15 protein-coding genes are annotated in these 23196 nt (G+C 42.5%); 7 read left to right on the plus strand and 8 right to left on the minus strand.

Annotation, left to right across the window (positions count from 1 at the left end; translation table 11 throughout):
- The gene (locus MHM98_RS13870) at positions 1-687 is read right to left on the minus strand and encodes a flagellin (RefSeq protein WP_239439945.1); all 687 of its coding nucleotides are present in this window, start codon (positions 685-687) and stop codon (positions 1-3) included.
- Positions 688-1086: 399 nt separating this feature from the next.
- On the opposite strand from MHM98_RS13870, the gene MHM98_RS13875 reads away from it, so the two are divergent.
- Complete coding sequence (locus tag MHM98_RS13875) at positions 1087-5565, plus strand: EAL domain-containing protein (protein WP_239439946.1); 4479 nt, start codon at positions 1087-1089, stop codon at positions 5563-5565.
- Here the strand turns inward: MHM98_RS13875 and MHM98_RS13880 are convergent.
- On the minus strand, positions 5562-6038 hold the full coding sequence (locus MHM98_RS13880) for a DUF2947 domain-containing protein (RefSeq protein ID WP_239439947.1): 477 nt from the start codon (positions 6036-6038) through the stop codon (positions 5562-5564). The two genes, MHM98_RS13875 and MHM98_RS13880, sit on opposite strands and share 4 nt — an antisense overlap.
- Before the next feature lie 114 nt (positions 6039-6152).
- Here MHM98_RS13880 and MHM98_RS13885 point away from each other — a divergent pair, with 114 nt between their 5' ends.
- The gene (locus MHM98_RS13885; protein WP_239439948.1) at positions 6153-7985 is read left to right on the plus strand and encodes a DUF4153 domain-containing protein; all 1833 of its coding nucleotides are present in this window, start codon (positions 6153-6155) and stop codon (positions 7983-7985) included.
- Here MHM98_RS13885 and MHM98_RS13890 read toward each other — a convergent pair.
- From MHM98_RS13890 to MHM98_RS13900, 3 genes are all read right to left on the minus strand, one after another.
- On the minus strand, positions 7982-9286 hold the full coding sequence (locus MHM98_RS13890) for an NAD(P)/FAD-dependent oxidoreductase (RefSeq protein ID WP_239439949.1): 1305 nt from the start codon (positions 9284-9286) through the stop codon (positions 7982-7984). The genes MHM98_RS13885 and MHM98_RS13890 overlap by 4 nt on opposite strands.
- Positions 9287-9501: 215 nt before the next feature.
- The gene (locus MHM98_RS13895; protein ID WP_239439950.1) at positions 9502-10731 is read right to left on the minus strand and encodes an ectonucleotide pyrophosphatase/phosphodiesterase; all 1230 of its coding nucleotides are present in this window, start codon (positions 10729-10731) and stop codon (positions 9502-9504) included.
- 39 nt (positions 10732-10770) lie between these two features.
- Positions 10771-11658 (minus strand): DMT family transporter, encoded by an 888-nt coding sequence (locus tag MHM98_RS13900; protein ID WP_239439951.1) that lies wholly within the window; start codon positions 11656-11658, stop codon positions 10771-10773.
- A 345-nt stretch (positions 11659-12003) separates the two neighbouring features.
- Here MHM98_RS13900 and MHM98_RS13905 point away from each other — a divergent pair, with 345 nt between their 5' ends.
- Positions 12004-13611 carry a YdiU family protein gene (locus MHM98_RS13905; RefSeq protein WP_239439952.1) on the plus strand — a complete coding sequence of 536 codons (1608 nt, stop codon included), beginning with the start codon at positions 12004-12006 and terminating at the stop codon, positions 13609-13611.
- 310 nt (positions 13612-13921) lie between these two features.
- Positions 13922-14908, plus strand: coding sequence for a rhodanese-related sulfurtransferase (locus MHM98_RS13910; RefSeq protein WP_239439953.1), 987 nt, complete (start codon positions 13922-13924; stop codon positions 14906-14908).
- Positions 14909-14978: 70 nt separating this feature from the next.
- Here MHM98_RS13910 and MHM98_RS13915 read toward each other — a convergent pair whose 3' ends face one another.
- Complete coding sequence (locus tag MHM98_RS13915; RefSeq protein WP_239439954.1) at positions 14979-15365, minus strand: DUF1761 domain-containing protein; 387 nt, start codon at positions 15363-15365, stop codon at positions 14979-14981.
- 122 nt (positions 15366-15487) lie between these two features.
- On the opposite strand from MHM98_RS13915, the gene glpK reads away from it, so the two are divergent.
- The 3 genes from glpK (at position 15488) to MHM98_RS13930 (ending at position 20656) form a co-directional block, all read left to right on the plus strand.
- Positions 15488-16969: a glycerol kinase GlpK gene (gene glpK, locus MHM98_RS13920; RefSeq protein ID WP_239439955.1), complete on the plus strand. Its 1482-nt coding sequence runs from the start codon at positions 15488-15490 to the stop codon at positions 16967-16969.
- A 125-nt stretch (positions 16970-17094) separates the two neighbouring features.
- Positions 17095-19809: a response regulator gene (locus MHM98_RS13925; protein WP_239439956.1), complete on the plus strand. Its 2715-nt coding sequence runs from the start codon at positions 17095-17097 to the stop codon at positions 19807-19809.
- Between the two features lies 1 nt (position 19810).
- Positions 19811-20656 (plus strand): sulfurtransferase, encoded by an 846-nt coding sequence (locus MHM98_RS13930; protein WP_239439957.1) that lies wholly within the window; start codon positions 19811-19813, stop codon positions 20654-20656.
- Here MHM98_RS13930 and mgtE read toward each other — a convergent pair.
- Entirely contained in the window at positions 20653-22014 is a 1362-nt protein-coding gene (mgtE, locus tag MHM98_RS13935; RefSeq protein WP_239439962.1) for a magnesium transporter, read from the minus strand. The two genes, MHM98_RS13930 and mgtE, sit on opposite strands and share 4 nt — an antisense overlap.
- A gap of 182 nt (positions 22015-22196) precedes the next feature.
- Complete coding sequence (rapZ, locus tag MHM98_RS13940; protein WP_239439963.1) at positions 22197-23066, minus strand: RNase adapter RapZ; 870 nt, start codon at positions 23064-23066, stop codon at positions 22197-22199.
- Positions 23067-23196: the final 130 nt, after the last annotated feature.

The raw sequence follows: 23196 nt of genomic DNA on the forward strand, positions 1-23196 counted from the left end.
TTAAACCATTTGATTGAAGAGGAGCCCTTTACGCTCTTCTTCGGTTTTCTTAATGCTTAATGATGCTTGTAAAAGAATATCATTCTTTTGCTGCTCGCTAGTGCTTTGAGCAAAATCAGTATCGCGAATTCGAGAACGTGCAGCGCTGCTGTTAGTGCTAGTGATTTCGTAAGTGCTAATTTGGCTTTGTAGACCGTTAGATTGAGCGCCTAGGCTAGAAGCTTGCTCGCCAACACTGGCTAGTGCGGTTTCAACCGCCGCTAGTGATGCCGCTGGATCGTTGGCATCTAAACCAGAAATAAAGCTGTCGTTCCCTAAGGCTTGACCCGCAATAGCATTAATTTCGCCAGTAATTTGATCGAGTTCACCTTGAATAGCAGAACTGTCTGACAGTGGGCTACCAGCTTGAACCGCTAGCTCATTGGCGCGTTGTAGGCTACTGGTAATCGAAGACAACTGTGCTGAAGCAACATTGTTTAAATTGATTTGATCGCGAGAGTTAACGGCTTGTTGATCTAAGCCATTAATTTGCGAAGTAAGACGATTAGAAATCTGTAAACCCGCGGCATCATCTGCTGCGCGGTTGATCTTAAATCCTGACGAGAGTTTCTCCGTTTCCTCTTCGTGCTTTTTCTGCGCCTGTTCGATAAAACTAAGTGATGAAGACTGATTAATTGAAAAATTCATCAAACACTCCTTACGTTAGGGTTGAGTATTAATTCTAATGTCAGTGCTGTTAAGCGTAAATAGTAACAAAGTGCTGGAAAAATGGCCTCAAATTTAAATTATTGATGTTGTTCACATTAATTTTACAGCTATGTTTGAAGTTTTTATTGGAATACACATTCGCCGGCGGTTGATGGATTGATTATTGATTGAAGTTGATAATTATTCTCTTTAAAAGCCTTGATACACTTAGTTTTCAGATAAATAGATAGTTTCTTGACCAATGGCAAAAAATCACAAATTTTATACTGGCTTTACTTGGTAATTCATTGATACATGAGATATAACTAATATGAAAGTTGTAACATATTATTAATTTAAGCATAACGACTTGTTTGCGTTATCGTCGCGTGGCTGCCTATGAAAATAAAAGCATTTTGGGGACTATTAATTGCCATTGTTTTGATGGCATGCGTGTTTACGAGTTTCGCTGCTGAATACAGCCGTTATCTAAAAAACTACTCTGTTGAAGATGGTTTGTCACAAAGTATGGTCAACCAAATCGTGCAAGACGACTTCGGTTATTTGTGGGTTGCGACAGAATATGGACTCAATCGATTCGATGGTTATACCTTTGAAGAAGTCCCCGGCCCGGAGAATCGCTTTGCTAGTGATGGTATTGTTTTTCTATTAAAGTTGGGCAACGGCAAAATCTTTGTCAGTACATATTTTAATGGTGCCTATTTACTTTCTCCTGAATCCTTAGCCGTTGAACAGATATTTAGTGGCAAACTCACTGAAATCAGCTCAGAAAGTATGTCTGTTGATTTTGCGTATGAATTTCAAAATGTTTTGTGGCTAGCTATTGGTCAACGCCTTTTGAAATATGATTTGGCGAATCAAAAGCTCAGTATTGTGTATACGCTTGAAAATGATGAGCATGGTATTAGAGCGATTACCCATCAAGAAAATACGTTGTTACTCGCGACTTCTTTAGGTTTAAAACGTTATGATATTGCCACTGCAACGACCCGAGAATTGCAGCATTTACCCGAAGGCGCTAAGCAAACAATAGATAATACAAATACTAAGAGTTTTTTGCGAACATCCAATGGCGATTTGTTAATAGGGACTGTCCAAGGACTTTATCGTTATGACGTCGAAACTGAGTCAGCACTAGGTATGCTGATACCAGAACTCAATATTTGGAGTATGGTTGCTGTAGACAATGAAGTTTTTGTCGGTACTCAAAAAGGCCTATTCAGTTTAGATATGAGCTCGACCCAGCTAACACCTGTTGCGACTTTTTCTGATATTGACCCTTTGATCACCGATAACAATGTAAAGCATGTTTTCCGTGATAAATCTGGTTTAATTTGGCTGTCATCTCAAATCAAAGGCTTTTTCAGCTTCGATCCGCAGGTTAGGCGATTTTCTAGTTTCAGTCGTCTGTCTAAATTAAAAATATCCGATTCTACAGTATTTGATTATTTGGAAGCTGAAGCCGGAGTATATTGGGTTGGCACGGGGAATGGTTTAAATAAAATTGATTCAAATACTGGTGAAGTCGAGATCTTTTTTTCGTCGAACGATGAGAAAGCGACATGGGGAAGACACACTATTTATCGAATCTTTCCGCAGAGTAATGGTAAATACTGGTTGTGGCATGGTGAAGGGTTAACTTTATTCGATCCTGAATCAGGGACAGTGGTGCCATCTTCTATAGAGCCGGCTCTCCATCGTGAGTTTGTGGAATCCTATCCTAGTTCTTTATTTCAAGTGACTGACTCTCAGTTTGTCTTTTTAACGTCGAAGGGACACTTTCTGCTGGACTTGAAGTTAAATAGTATTAAGCCACTCACAAGATTGAATAAAGACTTTGCCCCCGAAGCATCTGCCAGTTTTTTATCTAGTTTTTCAGGAAAAGATACTGTTTTACTGGCAACTACTGGTGGCCTACTAGAATATGATTTCATAGAAGATACTTATCAAACACGATATAAAATTGAGGATTTTCACTTTCATGATTACAAGTATGTCAGTGATTGGAAAAAAGATACTAAAGGCCATATTTGGCTAGCTGTTAACGGTATTGGTGTTGTAGAGCTCGATAAAAATTACAAAGTACAGCGCACCCTAGGGAAGTCTGAAGGTCTCAAGGATGTAAGATTAAATGCATTAAACTTAGACTCTGATGGCAATTTATGGGTAAGCTCTCAATCAGGTATGTACCTGATTGATAAGAAAGGTGATATTCAACTTTACTCTGCTGCAGATGGGCTAATTAGTAGTGAAGTTTATGAAGTTGCTAGACGCTTCGATAATGGACATTTAGCATTTAACACTGCCGCGGGGTTACTGCATTTTGACCCGAAAAATGTGCAAGATGTAAAGAATGTTCCTCCAAAAGTAAAACTCGTGGCAGTAGCTATTTCTTCGCAAATGAAAACACTGACGCCATTAGCTTTGTCTGAAAAAATGCTAGAGCTTGGACACGATGATTTTGGCTTGTCGTTTAGTTTTTCTACCTTTGATTTTGCGCTACAACATAAGCTGCTGTATCGCATCGAGTTAATTGGTAAAGATGCGGCGGTGTTCGATAATTATCGCAAAAATATGGTGGAGTTTAACAAGCTTGAACCCGGCCACTATACCTTGAAAATACAAGCTAAAATGTCAAAAAATGGGGCTTTAAGTGATCCCACATTTTATAAATTTAAGGTTAATTACAATCCACTGACCTCACCTGTTGCTGTCTTGGCCTATATTTGTTTCTTTGCTGTGAGTTTCGGTATTTTTTATCTGCGCAGGGTTAAGCAACAAGCGATATTGCAGCGCGCCCATGATCAATTACTCAACGAGCAACAAAAATCGACGTTAGCGCTAACTGCCAGTAATAGTGGTATCTGGTCTTTTGACAAGCGCAGCGGAGAGTCTATTCAGCAACGCATGATTGAGCTCGGGCATCAAGTGCCGGAAGTGATGAATATTGGAGATTTTTTCACCTATATCCATCCCGAAGATGGCGCTAAACTAAGGGAAATGTGGCAACTATTTACCGACGGCCAAATCGATCATTGGGATGTTTCCTATCGCGTGAGAAATAGTGATGGTCAGTGGATTTGGTTTCGCGATCTCGGCAAAGCATCGGCGTGCAGCGTTGGTAATCAACCTGTATTGTTTACTGGAACTTACACTAATGTTAATGCGACCAAAGCCAGCGAATTGCAGGCGCAGCTGTATGGTCAAGCACTAAGGAAGATGAACGAATGGTTATTGATTCTAGATAATAAACTGGTGCCTGTAACTTCCAACCCTGCATTTAACAAACGCTTTATTTCACGCGGCGAAAAACTCAGTATTGATACGATTAACAGCTTGTTTAGTAGACGGCAATTGGAGCAATATATATCTAATATCAAGCAGTTATCGTTAGAGCAAAAATTTATCCACGAAGATGTGGTTAAGGTGCCTGCAGGTTTTGACATCCCAGTATTGATTTCAATATCAGCAATCGGCGATGAGACGATCGATAATTATGTGATTGTTATATCTGATTTAAGTGAGCAGAAAAAAGTTGAAAACAAACTTAAATATCTCGCTAATTTTGATTCTCTAACTCATTTAGCAAATCGCAGTTTGATTCGAGATCGTATTGAACAAGCGATATTACATAACGGTAATAATCAGTTGGCATTGTTATTTATCGATTTAGATCGCTTTAAGCAAGTCAATGATATCTACGGTCATGCTGCGGGAGATCAGCTGTTGGTGGAAGTGGCGTATCGTCTTAACGCTATTGTTGGCGACAAAGATAGTGTCGGTCGTCAAAGTGGTGATGAGTTTATCGTCTTATTGGAGGATATTAGCTGTGTCGATGAAGTGAGTCGCTGTGCTGAAAAACTTACAACCTCTTTAGTACAACCTTACTTAATTGATAATAAGGTCATTAATATTAGCTCATCGATAGGCATTGCTTTGTATCCTAATGATGCCGCTGATTGTGAAGAATTAATGCAGAACGCCGATATTGCGATGCTGCATGCCAAGCAACGTGGCCGCAATGGCTATCGCTTCTTTACCGATGAAATGAATGCGCAAATGACCAATCGCGTATTGCTCGAAAATGATTTTGTGCAAGCGGTGCACGACAATGCTCTGACCAATTTTTATCAGCCAATTGTCGATATTGAGCGTCAAGAGGTGGTTGGGGCTGAATTGCTTCTACGCTGGTTTAACAATGAAAAAATGATTTCACCTGCGGTGTTTATTCCAATTGCTGAGAGCTTGGGACACATCATTAAGATAACTGAACAAGCACTGAGCTGTGCCCTTGATGAGTTAGGCGAATGGCTTAACGAAGAGCGTTATTTGTCGATTAACTTATCGGCAATTCATATTGTACATCCTGTGATTGTTGAATCCCTCCTTAGTATTGTTCATGACAAAGGCGTGAGTCCGAGTAAAATTCGTCTCGAGATAACAGAAGGGGTTTTGATCGACGATACGGATATCGCCAAGAATCAATTACGAAAACTGCGCGAGGCGGGCTTCCATCTCTTCCTTGATGACTTCGGTACTGGGTATTCTTCACTGACTTACATCAATCAGTTCCCTATTGATGTGATCAAGATTGATCAGTGTTTTGTCCGTCAGATGATAGAGGATAAAACCAGTCGCGCTATCGTTCAAACTATCGCTAACTTAGCACATAACATTGATAGCTATTGCGTGGTTGAAGGTGTTGAAGAACTAGAGCAGGTTGCGATTTTAAAACAGCTTGGCTGTGAAACTATGCAGGGGTATTTCTTTGCTAAGCCAATGAATGCGCTGGATTTACTCTCAGAGGAAACGACTCAACGCATTATTGTAAAAATCCATGAAGCGGATAGTATTTAGCTATTTTTATTGCCAATACGATAGGTGCCGTTTGACATAAACTGCACCACTTGGTCACGTTTTTTGCCAATGAGTAGCGGGCCATCATCCATAAATAAAAAGTTTTTCCATGTGCGTTTAAAGACGTCCCACGTTGTTTCAATCACTTGCTTGCGATCGTTACAAAAGTAAACCACGGTGTTATTAGGCCATTCAAGGTGTTCTAAAATAAGCGCTGGTAAATCTTCCTCATCACTGTCCCACTGGGGCTCCCATTTGCCTTGTTCTTGCCAAGTATTGGGATTAAAAGGCCAATCACCTTTCTTGAAAAAGTCGGGATGGTCGACTTGTTTACTGACAAAGGTATTCCAGAACGTTGTCGCACGCTGCGCTTCCATTGGTTTGATCTTATTGAGATCGTCATCGTTAATTGGCAGGTTTTGTTGCTGAAAGATCCACGCCTTGGGATGTTGTGAAATGGGAAAGTACGCCATGGAATTAATACCTTATGAAACGGAGTTGGTGATTATACCCAATTCAGTGCTTAATTGTTAATTCAGATTAAGGGAGTATGCTATCAACAGTTGTGCTGATTATTGGGAAAGACTGTGAAAAATTTTATTAATTCTCATACGCTTGTAGGCTTGCTGCAAGGTTTAGTTATCGCGATATTTGCCGCCTTGGAAAGCTCTAGTGATCCCTTTGGCGCCGGTTATGCGTTAATTGATAATGAGCTGGTGGTTAATCAAACCTTGCTGCATACACTTACCTTTAGTATCAGTATGTTGTTGCTGTTCATTCAACTAACACCGACGCTTCATCAGTTAAAGAAAACCAATAAGATAGCTTGGCTAATGATCGCAGGTTTTCACAGCTTAATGTGGGGGCTAGGGTACTTATTACTGGCTGGGTTAGACGATGATTATTATGCCATTTGGTTTTTAATCTACACCATTGTCTCTTATTTTATATTGCCCTTTGTGCAACTCGCTGCCGCCGGACATACCAAGTTTTCAATGTGGTTTGGCCCTCAATATCATCAACTCTTTTCCCACGCATGGTGTAATGCAATTTTAGTGAAATTTGGTTGGTTTACTGTTGGAGTGGTTTGGTTAGTACTGATGTTGTGGTGGTCGTTATTTGAAGTCATTGGGATTGATTTCTTTGAAGAGCTTTTTACTGATAAATGGTTTGCCTGGCCAGTGCTGGGTATGGTGTTTGGGATTGCTTTATATACAGCGCAACACCAGCTCACTATTATCGACAATTTAAAGCGATTATTACTTAAAATGTGTGGCTTGCTGCTGCCACTCGTCGCGTTGTTAACCTTGAGCTTTGTCGCCAGTGTTGCGGTGACTGGTTTAGATAAAGTGTGGGATACGGGCGTTGCCACGCCGCTGATTTTGGTGTTGGTATTCTTAAATATATTGCTTATCAATGGTTCGAGTTTGCCTGAGAGCGAATCAGCAACCGCATTAGCAATGCCACAAAATAAATTCTTCAAATGGACGGTATTCATTAACATTGCAGCACTAAGCGCCTTGATGTTAATCGCGGTTTATTCAACTTATTTACGCATCGATCAATACGGCTGGACTGTGCCGCGTGTTTATTTAGCACTGCTGGTACTAGTAATGTCGCTTTATAGCGTTGCGTATTTAGGTTTACTAATTAAAAGGGACACTAACTTTAATTGGTTGCGTCGCAGTAATGTCGCAATTACTTGGCTGGTGCTGGCACTGGTGATAGTGACTCACAGTCCTGCGTTTAACCCGATAAATATGACGATTAACAGTCAGCTATCGCGTTTACAGCAACAATCGGTTTCTGCGCAAGAGTTTGATTACGCGTTATTTCAGTTTGAGCTGGGAAAACGCGGCCAACAGGCACTGATTAATTTCATTGAGCAGGAGCAACATCCACAGCTTGCAGAGATAAAAACCTTAGTTGCTATGGTGCAGGCTGCATCATCAAAATACGATTTTTCTAACAAGAAAGATGAGCTATCGGTCAAGCCGATTAAGGTGAATTGGTTAAATGAGCCCGTTATCGATAATTCGGAAATAGCGCGATTAATAAAACTAGGCAATTTCAGACGTAAGATTTGCCAAGAAGAAGCCTGCTATGCCCATAGTATCAATCTAGATGACGATGATGGTTTAGAAGTTTTGCTAATCATGGGGCATGGGCCCATGTTGTACGTTATGGATTCTATTTTAGGAACTAATCGCTGGTATATCAGCGCTGAAGTGGAAAATCGTTACGGCTATCAGGACATTGACGAGTTCATCGATAAGTTAAAATCTTCCCCTATCGAGACAGTACCACGCCGCTATAAATCAATAAAAATTGGAGATAGTATTTACGGTGTTGACGCTATGGCACTTGAAAAAAACGCTGACGCTGAAGATACTTCAGCGTCAGCGGTTACTGCAGATTAATGCAGTTTCATGCGCGGTCTAACAACGCGCATGATTTTCTCGGCGCACCACAAGCCAATGGTTTTTAAGGTGCCGTGAATGGCGCGTTGATGCATCCGATACAGCGATATATACATCAAACGCGCTATTTTCCCTTCCACAAACATCGAGCGGTTAGTGAGATTGCCCATCAAACTGCCTACCGTACTAAAGCGGCTAAGATTCACCAATGAACCGTAATCGGTGTATTGATATTCTTGCAGAGGCTTATTGCCAGGCACGTTAATTAAGTTTCTCTCGACACAAGACGCCATCTGATGTGCTGATTGCGCTCTTGGTGGCACCCAATTGCCATCGGGGAGCTCACAGGCGCAGCAATCGCCAATAACAAATATGTCTTGATGATTAATGCTTTGCAGTGTTGGCTTAACGATGATTTGATTGGCCCGATTGAGCTCAAAAAAGTCAAACTTAGCGATGAAATCAGGCGCTTTAACACCCGCTGCCCACAACATTAAATCTGCTTTAATTAATTTGTCTTCACTGGTGATAAAACCCTCGCTATTCGCCTTGGCAATACGCGTATTTTCCATCACATTAACCCCGAGCTTTTCCAGCTCTCGTTTAGCGCTTTGGCTTATTCTAGGTGGCAGAGCTGGGAGTATTGTGGGATCTGCTTCGATTAAATGAATATGCAACTTGGCACTGGTCATGTTGTTAAGGCCGTAGATTTTCAGTAAATCGGCAACATGGTAAAGCTCGGCAGATAGCTCGACACCAGTCGCTCCTGCGCCGACAATTGCAATATCCAAGTCAGTAGCTTGTGTATTTTGATGAACCTGCGTAAAGGCATTAAGAAGAGCATGATGAAAGCGATCTGCTTGTTTGTGAGAATCTAAAAAGAAGCAGTGTTCTTTAACGCCCGGCGTGTTGAAATCGTTGCTGACACTGCCTACGGCAATGACTAAGTAGTCGTAGTTTACTTGTCTGCTGGGCAGAATTTGTTGCTGATGTTCATCATATTCAGGGGCGAGGGAAAGTGTTTTCTCGGCGGGATTTAAATCGCAAAAGGTGCCGAGCTGAAATTGATAACCGTGTTTCGCGGCATGGGCGCTGTAGACGACGCCATCTAAATTCGAGTCAAGAGAGCCCGTCGCCACTTCGTGTAAAAGCGGTTTCCAAATATGACTGCGATTTTTATCAATAAGTAGAATATTTGCTCGTTGTTTCTTCCCTAGTTTGTGTCCTAATTGCGTGGCCAGTTCGAGTCCGCCAGCGCCGCCGCCAATAATAACGATATTAGGAATGGTTGATGTAGTCATGGTGTTATCCTCTGAAAAATTAGAGGACTGCCAATTGGCTAAACAGCCTAGTCAATAAGCACTCCTGTATATTCTCAGGAGAGGAAAGTAGCACCACGAGGCTATAAACTAGTGTATTTTTTGAAAGATGTCGAGGCAGATTTGGAAGTCGTGGATTAAGAGTGTGGCAATAATTTATTCCGGCGCTAATGCACCGGAATAAATGGCAAGGTATTTTACTTTAACAATGGTTTCAGCGGTTCAAGTTTACCGTCGATGGGGCCGTTAATTTTGACGCCAAGAATATGCGCCAGTAGGGGCATGACGTGGATGTTTTCTACCGTATCGATTTGGAACTGCTTTTTAAACGCAGGGCCTTGAGCGTAGAAAATAGCATCCATATCTGTGGTGTTAAATTGACTCCAACCGTGATCGCCTTTGCTGGTTCTGCCGTTAAAACCAATTGCCCAATCTTTATCGGCGAAACAGGTGATATCTCCCATGCGCGGCGATTTTGACGCGTTGAATTTTGCTGGGACATCTCGATATTCATAACACTGATAGTGTTTCGCTTGTTTGCGGATATCACTTAGCGCCTGTGATACATCGATGTTGCTGTCTTTGTTTTTATATAAATGCACAATTGTATTAGCGGCGGCAATTTTAAAATCGTCCTTTATCCATGCAGGCATATATTCGTAGTTGCTCGATGGATAATCATCCATGCCGTGGTCGGATACAATCACGAAATTAACATCAACATTCAATTGTCTAACGCGAGTCACGAGCTGTTCGATGGCTCTGTCTACTGAGTTAATTGCATTAATTAACGGCGATGAATCTTGGCCGTAGGTGTGGCCTGCGCTATCAACATCGTGGAAGTAAGTGGTAATGAACTGCGGACGTTTTTCTTCTGGTAATTCGAGCCATTTTACTATGGCATCAACACGTTTCTGATGGCGCTCGGTGTGTTGGTATTTCATGTAAATACTTGGGCGAACGCCATCAATTTCGGCTTCTGAACTTGGCCAAAAATAGCTGGCGGCATTTATTCCTTGTTGCTGTGCGTAAACCCACAGTGGTTTGCGCAGGTAAAAATCGCTATTAGTTACTGCTTCGCTGTCTTTGATGTAATAGGTCTTATCCAAATCTGGCGCATAGAATTTATTGGCAACAATCCCGTGATTTTGTGGGTATGAGCCAGTGACCAAGGCTAGGTGATTCGGGAAGGTTTTCGTTGGAAACGATGGACGGAGTGACTTTAAGCTCGCACCTTCTTTGGCAAATTGTGACAAGAATTTTGGCTGGTATTTGTCGACATAATCCCAGCGAAAACCGTCGATTGAGATCAAGATGACATAAGGTTTTTTCTGTTCGATTTGCTGTGTGGCGTTAGCGACAGAATCATCGTTTGAAGTACAGGCGCCAATTAAAAATAGCGCACCTAGAATGAGTAGTTTTTTCACAAAATTTCCTAGCACAAGTGTTGTGCTAGGAATGATGCGCTACAACTTGCGTAGTTGCAATGAAAATTGGCGTCCCCAGAAGTAAATCCCAAGGCCTAGCGTGATTAACAAAGCACCAGCGATTAATAAATGGCTAATGGTTTCTCCGTTAAACAATGCCCCTAATGCAATGGCAAAGCTCGGTGTGATGAGTGTGGTTAACGCAACTGTGCTGGTGGATAAGCGCTGTAATACGAAAAAGTAAGCGATAAAACCCACTAGTGAAGCGAAGATACCAAGATATACGATGGCGAAAATGGAGCGCTCCTGCCAAGAATCGACATTCATTTGTCCATCTGTAATTAACCAAGCTGCAAAAAATAGTGGTATTGCACAATACAATGTACCCAATGTCGTCGCCAATGGGTGAATATTGATAGATACGCTTTTCACGAGCACGCCACTTAAACTGAAAAAGAACATAGCGACTAGCAACAGTCCAATGCCGATATAGCTATCACTATTCAATGATAGTTTGTCCCAGCACACAACAAGCAGACCTAACATACAAATTAACATGGCGATTTTTTTGCTCATATCAAATGCCGGCTCATTTAAAATTCGCTGCGCTAATATGCCTGTTACAACGGGTGATAGGCCGAATACTAACGACATAAATCCGGATGACACATAAGGTGCAGCCATGTATCCACAGCTCATGCCGCCAAAAAGGCCTAAGGTAGAAAAACCATAGAGCTTCAGTGCTGTCGGGGATATCGGCAGTTTGATACGCATGGTGATTAACAATAAAGTGCCGAGCGTTGCCGCAATGACCATGCGCATTAATACAGCCATTGTTGGTGATACAGTTTCACTGCTCCAAACAATACCCAATGGCGTTGTAGACCAGATGATAATAACGGCGAGATAACTAGCTGAGACTTTCATTGATAACTCCTCTTTTTTAATGAGCCATCTCGCGGTTTAGAAATAAAAAAAGCCGCAGAGGGTAGGCTGCGGCTTGATTGATATAACAAGAAATCTAATCGAGTCGCTTGTGCAACGAGACCATCACACTGGCTACTTGCCAGCGTGATTTAAGCATCAGATTACAAACGATAGAATGAGTCATTGTTATAGATTAATGAGTGAATAATGAGCTCATATTGCGGTGTCTAAGAATTAAAGTCAATCGACAATTTCGATTCATTTATCCTTAAAAAATTTGCGGATTAGTTTAGCCAATAATCCAGTTATACTGACCTTATCTTCACTTGTGCAAAGAGCTGCATTTTGACTGCTTTAAAATCTAAATTTACCTTTGAAAATCGTTTTATCGATAACCTCCCAGCTGATCCCGAACCTGCGAAATTTGTGCGTCAGGTTCACGGTGCTGCCTATTCATTTGTGATGCCTATTCACGTCTCTAATCCACAAGTGATAGCGACGGATAACGATTTGGCCAATGAGTTAGGGTTTAGCGAAGCGGATTTAAGCGATGAGCTATTTCCACAAGTGATGGCAGGTAACGATTTATTGGATGGTATGGCGCCTTATGCCATGAATTATGGCGGTCATCAGTTTGGCAATTGGGCGGGGCAACTTGGTGATGGGCGCGCGATAAATTTAGGGGAGCTGGTGACGCCAACAGGCGAGCATAAAATCTTGCAGCTTAAAGGTGCTGGCTTAACACCCTATTCGCGCCGCGGCGATGGTTTAGCCGTGCTACGCAGCTCGGTGCGTGAATTTTTGTGCTCACAAGCGATGGAGCATTTAGGTATCGCTACTACCAAGGCATTATCGCTAAGCTTAACTGGCGAAGAGGTAATGCGAGACATAATGTATGACGGCAATGCTGCATTAGAACCAGGCGCTGTGGTGTGCCGTGTGTCATCATCTTTTACGCGTTTTGGCAACTTCCAATTACCCGCTTTCAGGCAAGACATTGAATTATTACGCGCATTAGCCAATCACACTATAGAAGCGGATTTTCCTCATTTAGTTGTAGACAGCGATGTTATTGATAAAGGCGTTTACTTAGCGTGGTTTAATGAGGTGTGTCAGCGCACCGTTAAATTAATTGTCGGTTGGCAGCGCGTGGGCTTTGTGCACGGAGTAATGAATACCGACAATATGTCGATTATTGGTGAAACTATCGATTATGGCCCTTACGGCTGGATTGATGATTTCGACGTAAATTTCACGCCAAATACCACCGATAGACAATACAAACGCTACCGTTTCGGTACCCAAGGTGAAATTGCCCAATGGAATTTATTTCAGTTAGCTAATTCCATTTATCCACTGGTTGAAGAGGCTGAGCCATTGGAAGCTATGCTTAATGAATTCGCTGATGACTTTCAGCTCGCATGGCGCGAAATGATGGCGCAGAAACTTGGTTTTGAGCGTTATCAAAATGCCGATGATTTAACATTATTTGAGTCATTAGAAGCGCTACTTAGCTTGGTGGAAACTGACATGACAATTTTCTATCGTCAATTAGCTAAACTCGACGTGACTCAGGATTTCATGCAATCAAATCATTGGTTACCAGTGTTAGAAAATGCTTATTATCAAACCGAACAATTAAGTGATACCTACGTTGAGCAAATGTCACAATGGCTATGCAAATACCAGCAACGCCTAGTGCTGGATAGCCGCGATAGTAAGGCTCGCATTGCACAAATGAACGCCACTAATCCTAAGTATGTACTGCGTAACTATCTGTCACAACAAGCGATAGATAAAGCTGAGCAAGGCGACTACAGTGAAATTCATCGTCTGCAACAAGTGCTGAAACATCCGTATGACGAGCAGCCAGAGTTTGAACAATACGCACAAAAGCGTCCTGATTGGGCACGGGAGAAGGTAGGTTGTTCGATGCTTTCTTGTAGTTCGTAAATAGCGCTTAATAAGCTAGGGTTTTGGTGTATGTGGAGCAAATATTATTTTTCAGGGAAGAAAAATGAAGCCAACAGGGAAGTTTTTACGGCGAATTTGCGTAATATGCATCGAAACCTTCGAATATCACACTCTTTTTTTGATTGAACCTTGGTTCATAGATCGCAGTTTTGATGTAAAAGTTATCCCTCAGAAGCTGACTTTGTTATACTGCGCGCCGCTCGATATCGAGTAATTTATTGGGCACTGCATAGGGCGGTGTCTTCCACAGCACTGGATTTACGTTCCAGCTCGTTCAATGGGAAATAAAATGTCAAATATTCACGTATGCGCCATGTACAAATTTGTGCGCTTAGAAAACTTCGAAGAAATTCGTCAGCCGCTATTAACCTTAATGGAAAACAACGATGTACGCGGTACCTTGCTGTTAGCTTTAGAAGGTATTAACGGTACTATCGCTGGTCCACAAGCGGGCATCGAAGCGGTGCTAAACTTCTTAAATAACGATGAGCGCATCAATCCTATTTCTTTCAAAACGTCTTACAACGAAGAAAACCCATTCCAACGTACCAAGGTTAAACTCAAGAAAGAGATTGTGACCATGGGTGTTGAGGGTATCGATCCTAACTACGTGGTAGGTACTTACGTTAAGCCAAAAGATTGGAATGCACTTATCTCTGATCCTGATGTGGTATTGGTTGATACGCGTAATGATTACGAAGTTGAAATCGGTACTTTTAAGGGCGCTATCGATCCTAAAACCGAAACTTTCCGCGAATTTCCACAATACGTTGCCGATAACCTAGACAAAAACAAGCACAAGAAAGTTGCTATGTTCTGTACGGGTGGCATTCGTTGTGAAAAATCAACTGCTTACATGAAAGAGCAAGGCTTTGAAGAGGTTTATCACCTTGAAGGCGGCATCTTACAATATCTTGAAGATGTGCCAAAAGAAGAGTCGATGTGGGAAGGTGAGTGTTTCGTATTCGACGGCCGTGTTGCGGTAAACCACGATTTAGAACAGGGTCAATACGATCAATGTTTCGCGTGTCGCTTCCCGTTAACTGAAGAAGAAATGAAAAGCGAACACTACGTTAAAGGTGTGAGTTGTCATCGTTGTCACGACAAAGTCACTGACGAACAACGCGCGCGTTTTGCTGAGCGTGAGCGTCAAATAAAATTAGCTGAGCAACGTGGTGAAAACCACATCGGTGGTGATGTAAAAGAAACTATCGTTGAGCGTCGCGAGCAAAAGATTGCCGCTAAGAAAGCTGCACAAGAGAAAAGCAACGCGTAATTATTAGGTTGCTTTGATAAGAAAAAGTCCTCGCCTTGGCGGGGACTTTTTGTTTCTGGCTAAATTAGCGCTAGTGCCAAGCTCCCAAAATCGCGCCGTAGATAACAAATTGACCGACGTGATAACCAGCATCGATAAGCAATAGGCGGATGCTTTTGTTGCTAAATTGATAATTGATGCCAAAGCTGGTGGCGACAAAGCCAAGACCAACGTATAGGCCGAAAGTGATTGCGCGCTCTAATTCCGGATTGGGACCTAATAACGTCGCAAACACAAAGGCAGCAATTAGGGTGAAAATAAATGAGGTGCCAAAGACCTTAGCAGGATGTTGTTCGTCACCTTTGATGCCAGTTTCCGCCATCCACACTTTTCCGAACAGCAGTGAATACCACACACCGCCCAGCATAAAGCTGCTAATTGCGGCGACAAGTACCGCGAGTAAATTGATATCGGGCATAAGCCTCTCCTTTACTATTGTTATTGTTATTGTTGTTTTAAATATTAGTTATACCATAGCTTGTTGTTCTTATTACATGCTAGAGTAACTCCATCTTTTTTATAGAATAATATGTCATTGTTATGCCTAACTATATCCTTTCAATTGACCAAGGAACTACCAGTTCTCGCGCCGTGCTATTTGATGATGGAGGCAAAGTTGTCGCTAAATCGCAAACCGAGTTTCAGCAGCATTTTCCGCAAGATGGTTGGGTAGAGCACAAGCCGAACGACATTTTATCCACCGTAGTACAATGCGCTAAAGAAGTGATGGCAAGTTCTGCGGTTGATGTCGCCGATGTGAAATGTGTCGGTATTACTAATCAGCGTGAAACTACCGTGGTGTGGGACAAGACTACCGGCGAAGCAATTTATAACGCCATTGTTTGGCAAGACAGGCGTACTAGCGAAAAGTGTCGTGAGTTGGTCGAGAGTGGCCATGAAAAAGTGGTAACGAGTAAAACAGGCTTGCTACTCGATCCCTATTTTAGCGCCAGTAAATTGCAGTGGATTTTAGATCATGTCGAAGGGGCACGTGCTCGTGCTGAAAAGGGCGAGCTAGCCTTTGGCACCATAGACACCTTCTTATTATGGCATCTTACGCAAGGTCATCAACACGCAACAGATGCAACCAATGCATCTCGTACCATGTTGTTCAATATTCATCAGCAGCAGTGGGATGAAGAGCTGCTAACGCTATTTAATATTCCTAAACAAATTCTGCCGCAAGTTAAAGATAGTAGTGATGATTTCGGCATGACAGATCCTGCTATTCTAGGTCAAGCGATACCAATCACGGCGATGATTGGCGATCAACAAGCTGCACTATTTGGGCAAACCTGCTTTGAGAAAGGTATGGCCAAGAGTACTTATGGCACAGGATGTTTTTTAATGCTCAATACGGGTGATGAAGCTATTACGTCGAACAATCGTTTATTGTCGACTGTTGCCTATCGACTTAACGGCAAAACGACCTATGCCCTCGAAGGTAGTATCTTTATGGCAGGTGCGACAGTGCAATGGCTTAGAGATGGTCTAGAATTCATTAAGGACGCGAGCGAGACACAAGCAATTGCTGAGCAAGCCCCGATAGATCATGGGGTATTCTTAGTGCCTGCTTTTACCGGACTTGGTGCGCCATTTTGGGATCCAAATGCTCGTGGCGCTATTGTCGGTTTGACGCGAGATTCAGGCATTAAAGAGATCGTTAGCGCGGGATTGCAATCGGTGTGTTATCAAACCAAAGATTTGCAAAAAGCGATGGAATCAGACGGTGTGCGCCCAACATCGCTGCAAATTGACGGAGGCATGAGTCAAAACGATTGGACGATGCAGTTTTTGGCAGACATTCTAGGCGCCAATATCAGTCGCAGTAGTATTATGGAAACAACGGCTTTAGGTTGTGCTTACTTAGCGGGATTACAAGCGGGGGTTTTTGAATCTTTAGCACAAATATCGAGTCTATGGCAGCAAGATAAGCTCTTTACACCTAATATGTTAGCGACGCAGCGCAATGGACTTTATCAGCAATGGCTTACCGCCGTTAATCGCGTGAAAACTCAATAGACGACAGTAATTTTGAAAGGGAATTTATAGTGGGCTTACTGGGAAGAACAATAATAATCGCACTGAGTTTGATGTGGACAATAACTTGTTATGCATCTGACATTGAGATCGACTTTGAGGAGTATTTGCGATCTCCCACACCCACGCAATCCATCACCGAAATAAACGCATTGCTGTCAGCAAAGACGCTTACCCCGCAATCACAATTAAAAGGTTATCTCGCGTTAGCGCGGCTATACAATACCACTGCGCAGCCTGAGTTGGCCTTTAAAGCAGCGAACGATGCGCTAAAATACGCGAAAACGAAAAAGCTGGCTGATGGCGAAGCCTTTGCGAATAAGCTACTTGGTATTTTGCATTTCTATCGTGACGAGCGCCTGATTGCTATCGAATATTATCAAAAAGCGTTAGTGCATTTTCGCAATTCAAAACAGCACATTCAGCAGGCTCATCTTCTTAATAATATGGCGCTGGCCAATGTCGCAGTTAATAACTTTGAGGCTGCCATTGGCCAATATGAAATAGCAGCTAGCTTGTATAAGCAGCACGGTGAAGTTATCGACGAGCTAGATGTTCAGTTTAATATCGGGATTTTATACAACCGCTTGTATCAGTTTGATACCTCACTTGTGATCTATAAACGCCTCAATGACAGGTTTACTGCGCTTGGCAAAAGCGAACGACTAAGTCGTTTAAACATTGAAATTGGCAGGACATATCGCGATATTCGTAAATTTAAACTCGCCGAGCAATACTTGGAGCTGGCCTATCAACAGGTTAAAAAGCTTGATAACGACTTTCATCTCGCTATTGCTGCTGAGTTATTAGCTCAGGTCAAAGTTGATTTAGGATTAGCAGATGAAGGGCGAAAACTGGCTAACGAAGCCATCAAGTTGGCAGACGTTGGGAAAAATGTCGATGCGATGATTGGTGGTTATATTGCCTTGGCAAGCGCTAGTTATTTAGCGGGAGATTATGATGACGCATTAGCTAAGCTATCTCATGCTAACGCGATTATTGAACCCGAAAATAACCCACAGCGTCCTGAGACTATTTGGTCGATTAAATCATTAATTTTTGCGGCCCAAGGAAAAGCAGATAAAGCGTTAAAAGCGCAGCAACAGTTCGCTTATCTCAAAGGGCTGCGAACCAGCGAGCAGGCCAACATTAGGCTCGCGAGGTTTCAAGCAGAACTCGATACAGATAACTTATCGCGTAAAGTAAAAGATTTGACTCAAAAGGAGCAACTGCAAGCACTGGAGTTTGAAAAAACGCAGCAAAGATATTTGCTGTGGATGGGAACCGGGATATTTGCCGTTGTCATCATGTTCTTTATGTATCGCGGCCATGTTCAAGCAAAACTCAAACAAAATTTGGCACAAAAAGTTAAATTGCGCACCGAAGAGCTCGAGCTGTTAATGGAAGAGGTGCAGGAAGCAAACGCAACTAAAAATCAGTTTCTCGCTAATATGAGTCATGAGTTACGTACGCCATTAACGGCGGTGATCGGTCAAGCCGAGGCCATTATTGCTGGCGACGTCGAACCTGAGTTTGTCCATAAAGAAGTCGAGATAATTTATAGTAACAGTACCCATCTTTTGACGTTACTTAACGATTTACTTGATTTGAGCCGCATTGAAGCCAACAAGCTAGAGTTGGAGTTAAAACAGCACGATATTCATAAGATTATTGATAAAGTTGGCAGTTTTTTCAAAGAGCAGGCGCAGAAAAAAGGCTTAGAGTTTGTAATTGACAATCAACTGTCGACGCCGTTTGTGATGATGGTGGATGAATTACGCTTGAAGCAAATTTTAATCAATCTCTGTTCCAATGCTATTAAATTTACTTATCAAGGCAAGGTATCTATTGAAATAAAGTCGGATAATCATTGTGTTGTGTTTAAAGTTATCGATACTGGAATTGGTTTAGACGAGCAGCAATTAGCACAGATTTTCAATCGCTTTACTCAAGGTGATAGTTCCATTAGTAGACGCTTTGGCGGTTCTGGTTTAGGACTTTGTTTATCACAGCAATTGGCGTTGATGATGGGGGGCAATATAAAAGTGACTAGTGAACTTGGCCTTGGCAGTGAGTTTGAGTTTACGATGCCCGTTTCAGATAAGCCGTGCTATGTTCAGCAAGAATTGCCAGCTGTTACTCAACGTTTAGATCCTAATCTATCGTTAAATGGATTAGTACTACTGGCAGATGATCACAACGATAATAGGCGCCTTACAGAGCGTTTATTACGTGTATTGGGCCTCAATGTTGTCACTGCCGCTGACGGTTATCAAGCGATTAAACAATACAACCTACGCAAACCTGATCTCGTCTTACTCGATATTCAAATGCCAGAAATGGACGGTATTGAAGCTTTTAAGGCCTTGCGCCAGCAGGGTGCTCGAGTACCAATTATCGCCCTAACAGCCAATGCGATGAACCATGAGATTGAACATTACATGCGTTTGGGTTTTGATGATTATATTAGTAAACCCATTGTTAGAAACTACTTCGTGCAGGTGCTAGCCCGCAACCTTCATCAATCAGTGTCTAATGCCCAAACCCAAGAGCTTGCTACGGTGGATACATCTGATATCTCGAGTGATTTTAAAGCGTCATTTGCCAAGGAGCGAGAGAATTTTACTGAGTTATTATCGACCTTTGATTACACAGAATTAGCGAAAGCGGCACATCGCTTTTCTGGTGCTGCAGCTATGTTTCAGTTTACGAAATTAGCTGTACTTGCCGCCGATATTGAAAAAGCGATAAAACAACAGCAGCAACTCAAAGCTAAAGAATTAACCCAAGAGCTCATTAACCAATTAAGTAATGAACACTAGTATGTCACTTTCTAAAGAATCCCTGTTAGTCGATTGTCATTGGCTTTCACAGCAATTAGCTAATCCAAAGGTCAAGATTGTTGACGCTAGTATGAACAAGATCTTGGGACGAACCCCAATCTTATATGATGAGCCGACGTGTATTGTTGGTAGTCTTGATTTGGCGTTAGAAGAGGCGCTAGCTGATCCCGACGCGCCGCTGGCTAACACGATTTCTTCCGCCGCGCAGTTTGCTGCGCATATGGATAAATTGGGCATTGCCAATGACGATATTGTGGTGATTTATGATAATCAGGGTGTATATAGCTCACCGCGCGCTTGGTGGCTATTTAAAACAATGGGTCATCAACAAGTTGTCGTTTTGAACGGTGGTTTGGTTGATTGGATAAAACGTGGTTTTGCGACAGAGTCTAAGCACTCAAAAGCGGTGTTTAAACAAGATTATCAAGCACAAATTGATGATAGTTGGTTGGCGACACAAGAACAGGTTGAACACGCAATTGACGAAACAAATAGCGCGATTATTGATGCCCGCGGTGAACTTCGATTTAAAGGGCTGTCTAAAGAGCCGAGACCAAACGTGCGACCAGGACACATTCCGTCATCGCTAAATTTACCTTTTGCCGAAGTACTAAATGATGAGTTTTATAAAACATCGGCGCAATTGCAGATAGTTTTTCAATCTTTAATTAACTCGCAATCTAACGTTATTTTTACCTGCGGTTCGGGTATTACCGCTTGTATTATTATGCTGGGCGCTTACATCGCCGGTTATCAAAACTTGCGTGTATATGACGGCTCATGGGCAGAGTGGGGCGCTGATGAATCGTTGCCTGTAGAAACTTAACTATAGGCCAGCGTAGCTGTCCCTAAGAACGCGAATATACCAACCACATCGGTGATAGTGGTAAGTACTACACCACCTGCCAGTGCGGGGTCTATTTTTAGACGTTTGAGAGTCAGTGGTATGAGCACACCAGATAAACCTGCCGCCGTCATATTAGCGAGCATGGCGAAGGCTATTACTAGGCTCAATTTGAGATCTTGTTGCCACAAACCGACAACCGCGGCGAGAATAGCTGCCCACAGCAAACCGTTTAACGCACCAATCGCCAATTCTTTACCGATCAACCAGCGCTTATTACGATCGCCAATGTGGCCCAATGCCATACCACGAATGATTAGAGTTAGGGTTTGATTTCCGGCAATACCACCCATGCTTGGTACTAACGTATTGAGAATGGCGAGAATAGCCATTTGCGCTAGTATTGGCTCGAATAAACTACTTACAGCAACAGCTAGCAGCGCTGTTAACAAGTTAATACCCAACCATACAGAGCGCTTGCGAGTACTTTTAACTACTGGCGCAAAAGTATCTTCTTCATCGTCTAGACCCGCCATACTCATCATCGAGTGTTCGGCTTCTTCACGGATAATATCAACCACATCATCGATAGTGATACGGCCTAGTAGCTTGCCGTCGGCATCAATAACCGGCGCTGATAACCAGTCGTGACGCTCGAATTGCTGTGCCACTTCGGTTTCATCCATGGTAGCTGGGATTGCTTCGATGGTGCGATCCATCACCTGCGCGACCGTCATAATTGGATTGGTAGTAATCAAAGTTGACAGGGTAACACCACCGAGAAGCTTATCTTCTTTGTTTACCACATACAGCATATCCGTCGCTTCAGGCAGCTCGCCTTTGAGACGTAAGTAACGCATCACCACATCGAGATTTACATCTGGGCGTAAGGTGACGGTATCGGTATTCATGATACTGCCAGCGGTATCTTCTTCATACGCCATCGCAGCTTCAACACGGCTGCGATCTTGAGCGTCCATCGCCCCTAGAACTTGACGATAAACACTATCGGGAAGTGTGCGTAATACGTCGGTAAGATCGTCGGTATCCATGCCCTCGGTTGCGGCAGCAACTTGGTGGGCTTGCATCTGCTTAACAATACTTTTTTGAACGTCTTCAGAGAGTTCTTCGAGGATATCACCTTGATCGTCATGATCGACTAGCTGCCACAATACTTGGCGGCTTTTATAGGGGCTTGATTCAAGTAGTAGCGCGACATCACAGGCTGGCATATCCATCAATATTTGCCGAACGTGCACGAACATGCCGCTATTGAGGGCATTTTGAAGCTCGTCGAACTTTTTGTTCGAGAAATCTTGTTCGATGACTGTTTCTGGCATAACTACAGTACTTTTATTGATGAAGGGTTAATGCCAATCTAACCGCGTTAGCACACTGTTAATTACTGCGATTGGCTAATTGAAACTACTACAAAATCGATTGATTTGTATAGCAATAAATACTACCCGATGTTTGAATTATTTTCAGCTACTAAATGCTGGTTTTGCCAATTTACATCAAATTAGTTTGAAACTTTGATCAATCCCTTGCGCACCATTTCACGGTGGTGGATCTGAATGTTATGGCGTTGCTCAGAGAAGTTCTTCGCTAGCTTTTGCGCTAAATAAACACTGCGGTGTTGTCCGCCAGTACAACCGATAGCGACAGTGACATAGCTGCGGTTATTGCGTTCTAACTCTGGTAACCAATCGGTAATAAATTCAGTAATTTGATTTTCGAGTTTGTTTACTAGCGGCTCGCTTTCCAAATATTCCTGCACTGGACGGTCGAGTCCCGTTAGCGGTCGCAACTCAGGTTCCCAATGTGGGTTTGGTAAAAAGCGTACGTCAAATACATAGTCGACATCACGGGGTAAACCGTGTTTAAAGCCAAATGATTCAAACACTAGAACCAGTTCACTGCTGCGAGTGCCTAGCAGGCGCTTTTTAATCAGGTCACTGAGCTGATAAATAGTGAGATCGCCAGTTTCGATTTTTAGATCTGCGGCGGCGGCCAAGGGTTCTAACATCTCTTTTTCAGCTTTTACAGCTTCGGTGAGGGTTAAACATTGCTGAGTCAGAGGATGTAAACGACGTGTTTCGCTGTAGCGTTTAATGAGCATGGTGCTCGACGCATCCAGAAACAGGATTTCTAATTCACAGTATTGCTTTAACGATTCAAGTAACTCGTTTAGCTCTTCGGTTGAATTAGGAATATTGCGAATATCGAGACTCACCGCAACAGGTTGGTCCGAATCCTCGGTATTCTTGATAAAGGGAATTAACAGATTAATCGGTAAATTATCGACACAGTAGTAGCCAATGTCTTCCAAGACGCGTAAAGCGACGCTTTTCCCTGCGCCTGATGTACCACTAATAATCGTTAGTTTCACTGTATTTCCTGTCTTAAAAATCAATTAACTCATTCATTTTAGAAGTTAATTTTTGTTTTGCAATCAAATGTTAGTCGTAAAATATACCGACTATATGTTTCGAAATTATGTCGAGTGACGGAAAATCGTC

The sequence above is a fragment of the Psychrobium sp. MM17-31 genome, assembly GCF_022347785.1.
GTDB lineage: Bacteria > Pseudomonadota > Gammaproteobacteria > Enterobacterales > Psychrobiaceae > Psychrobium.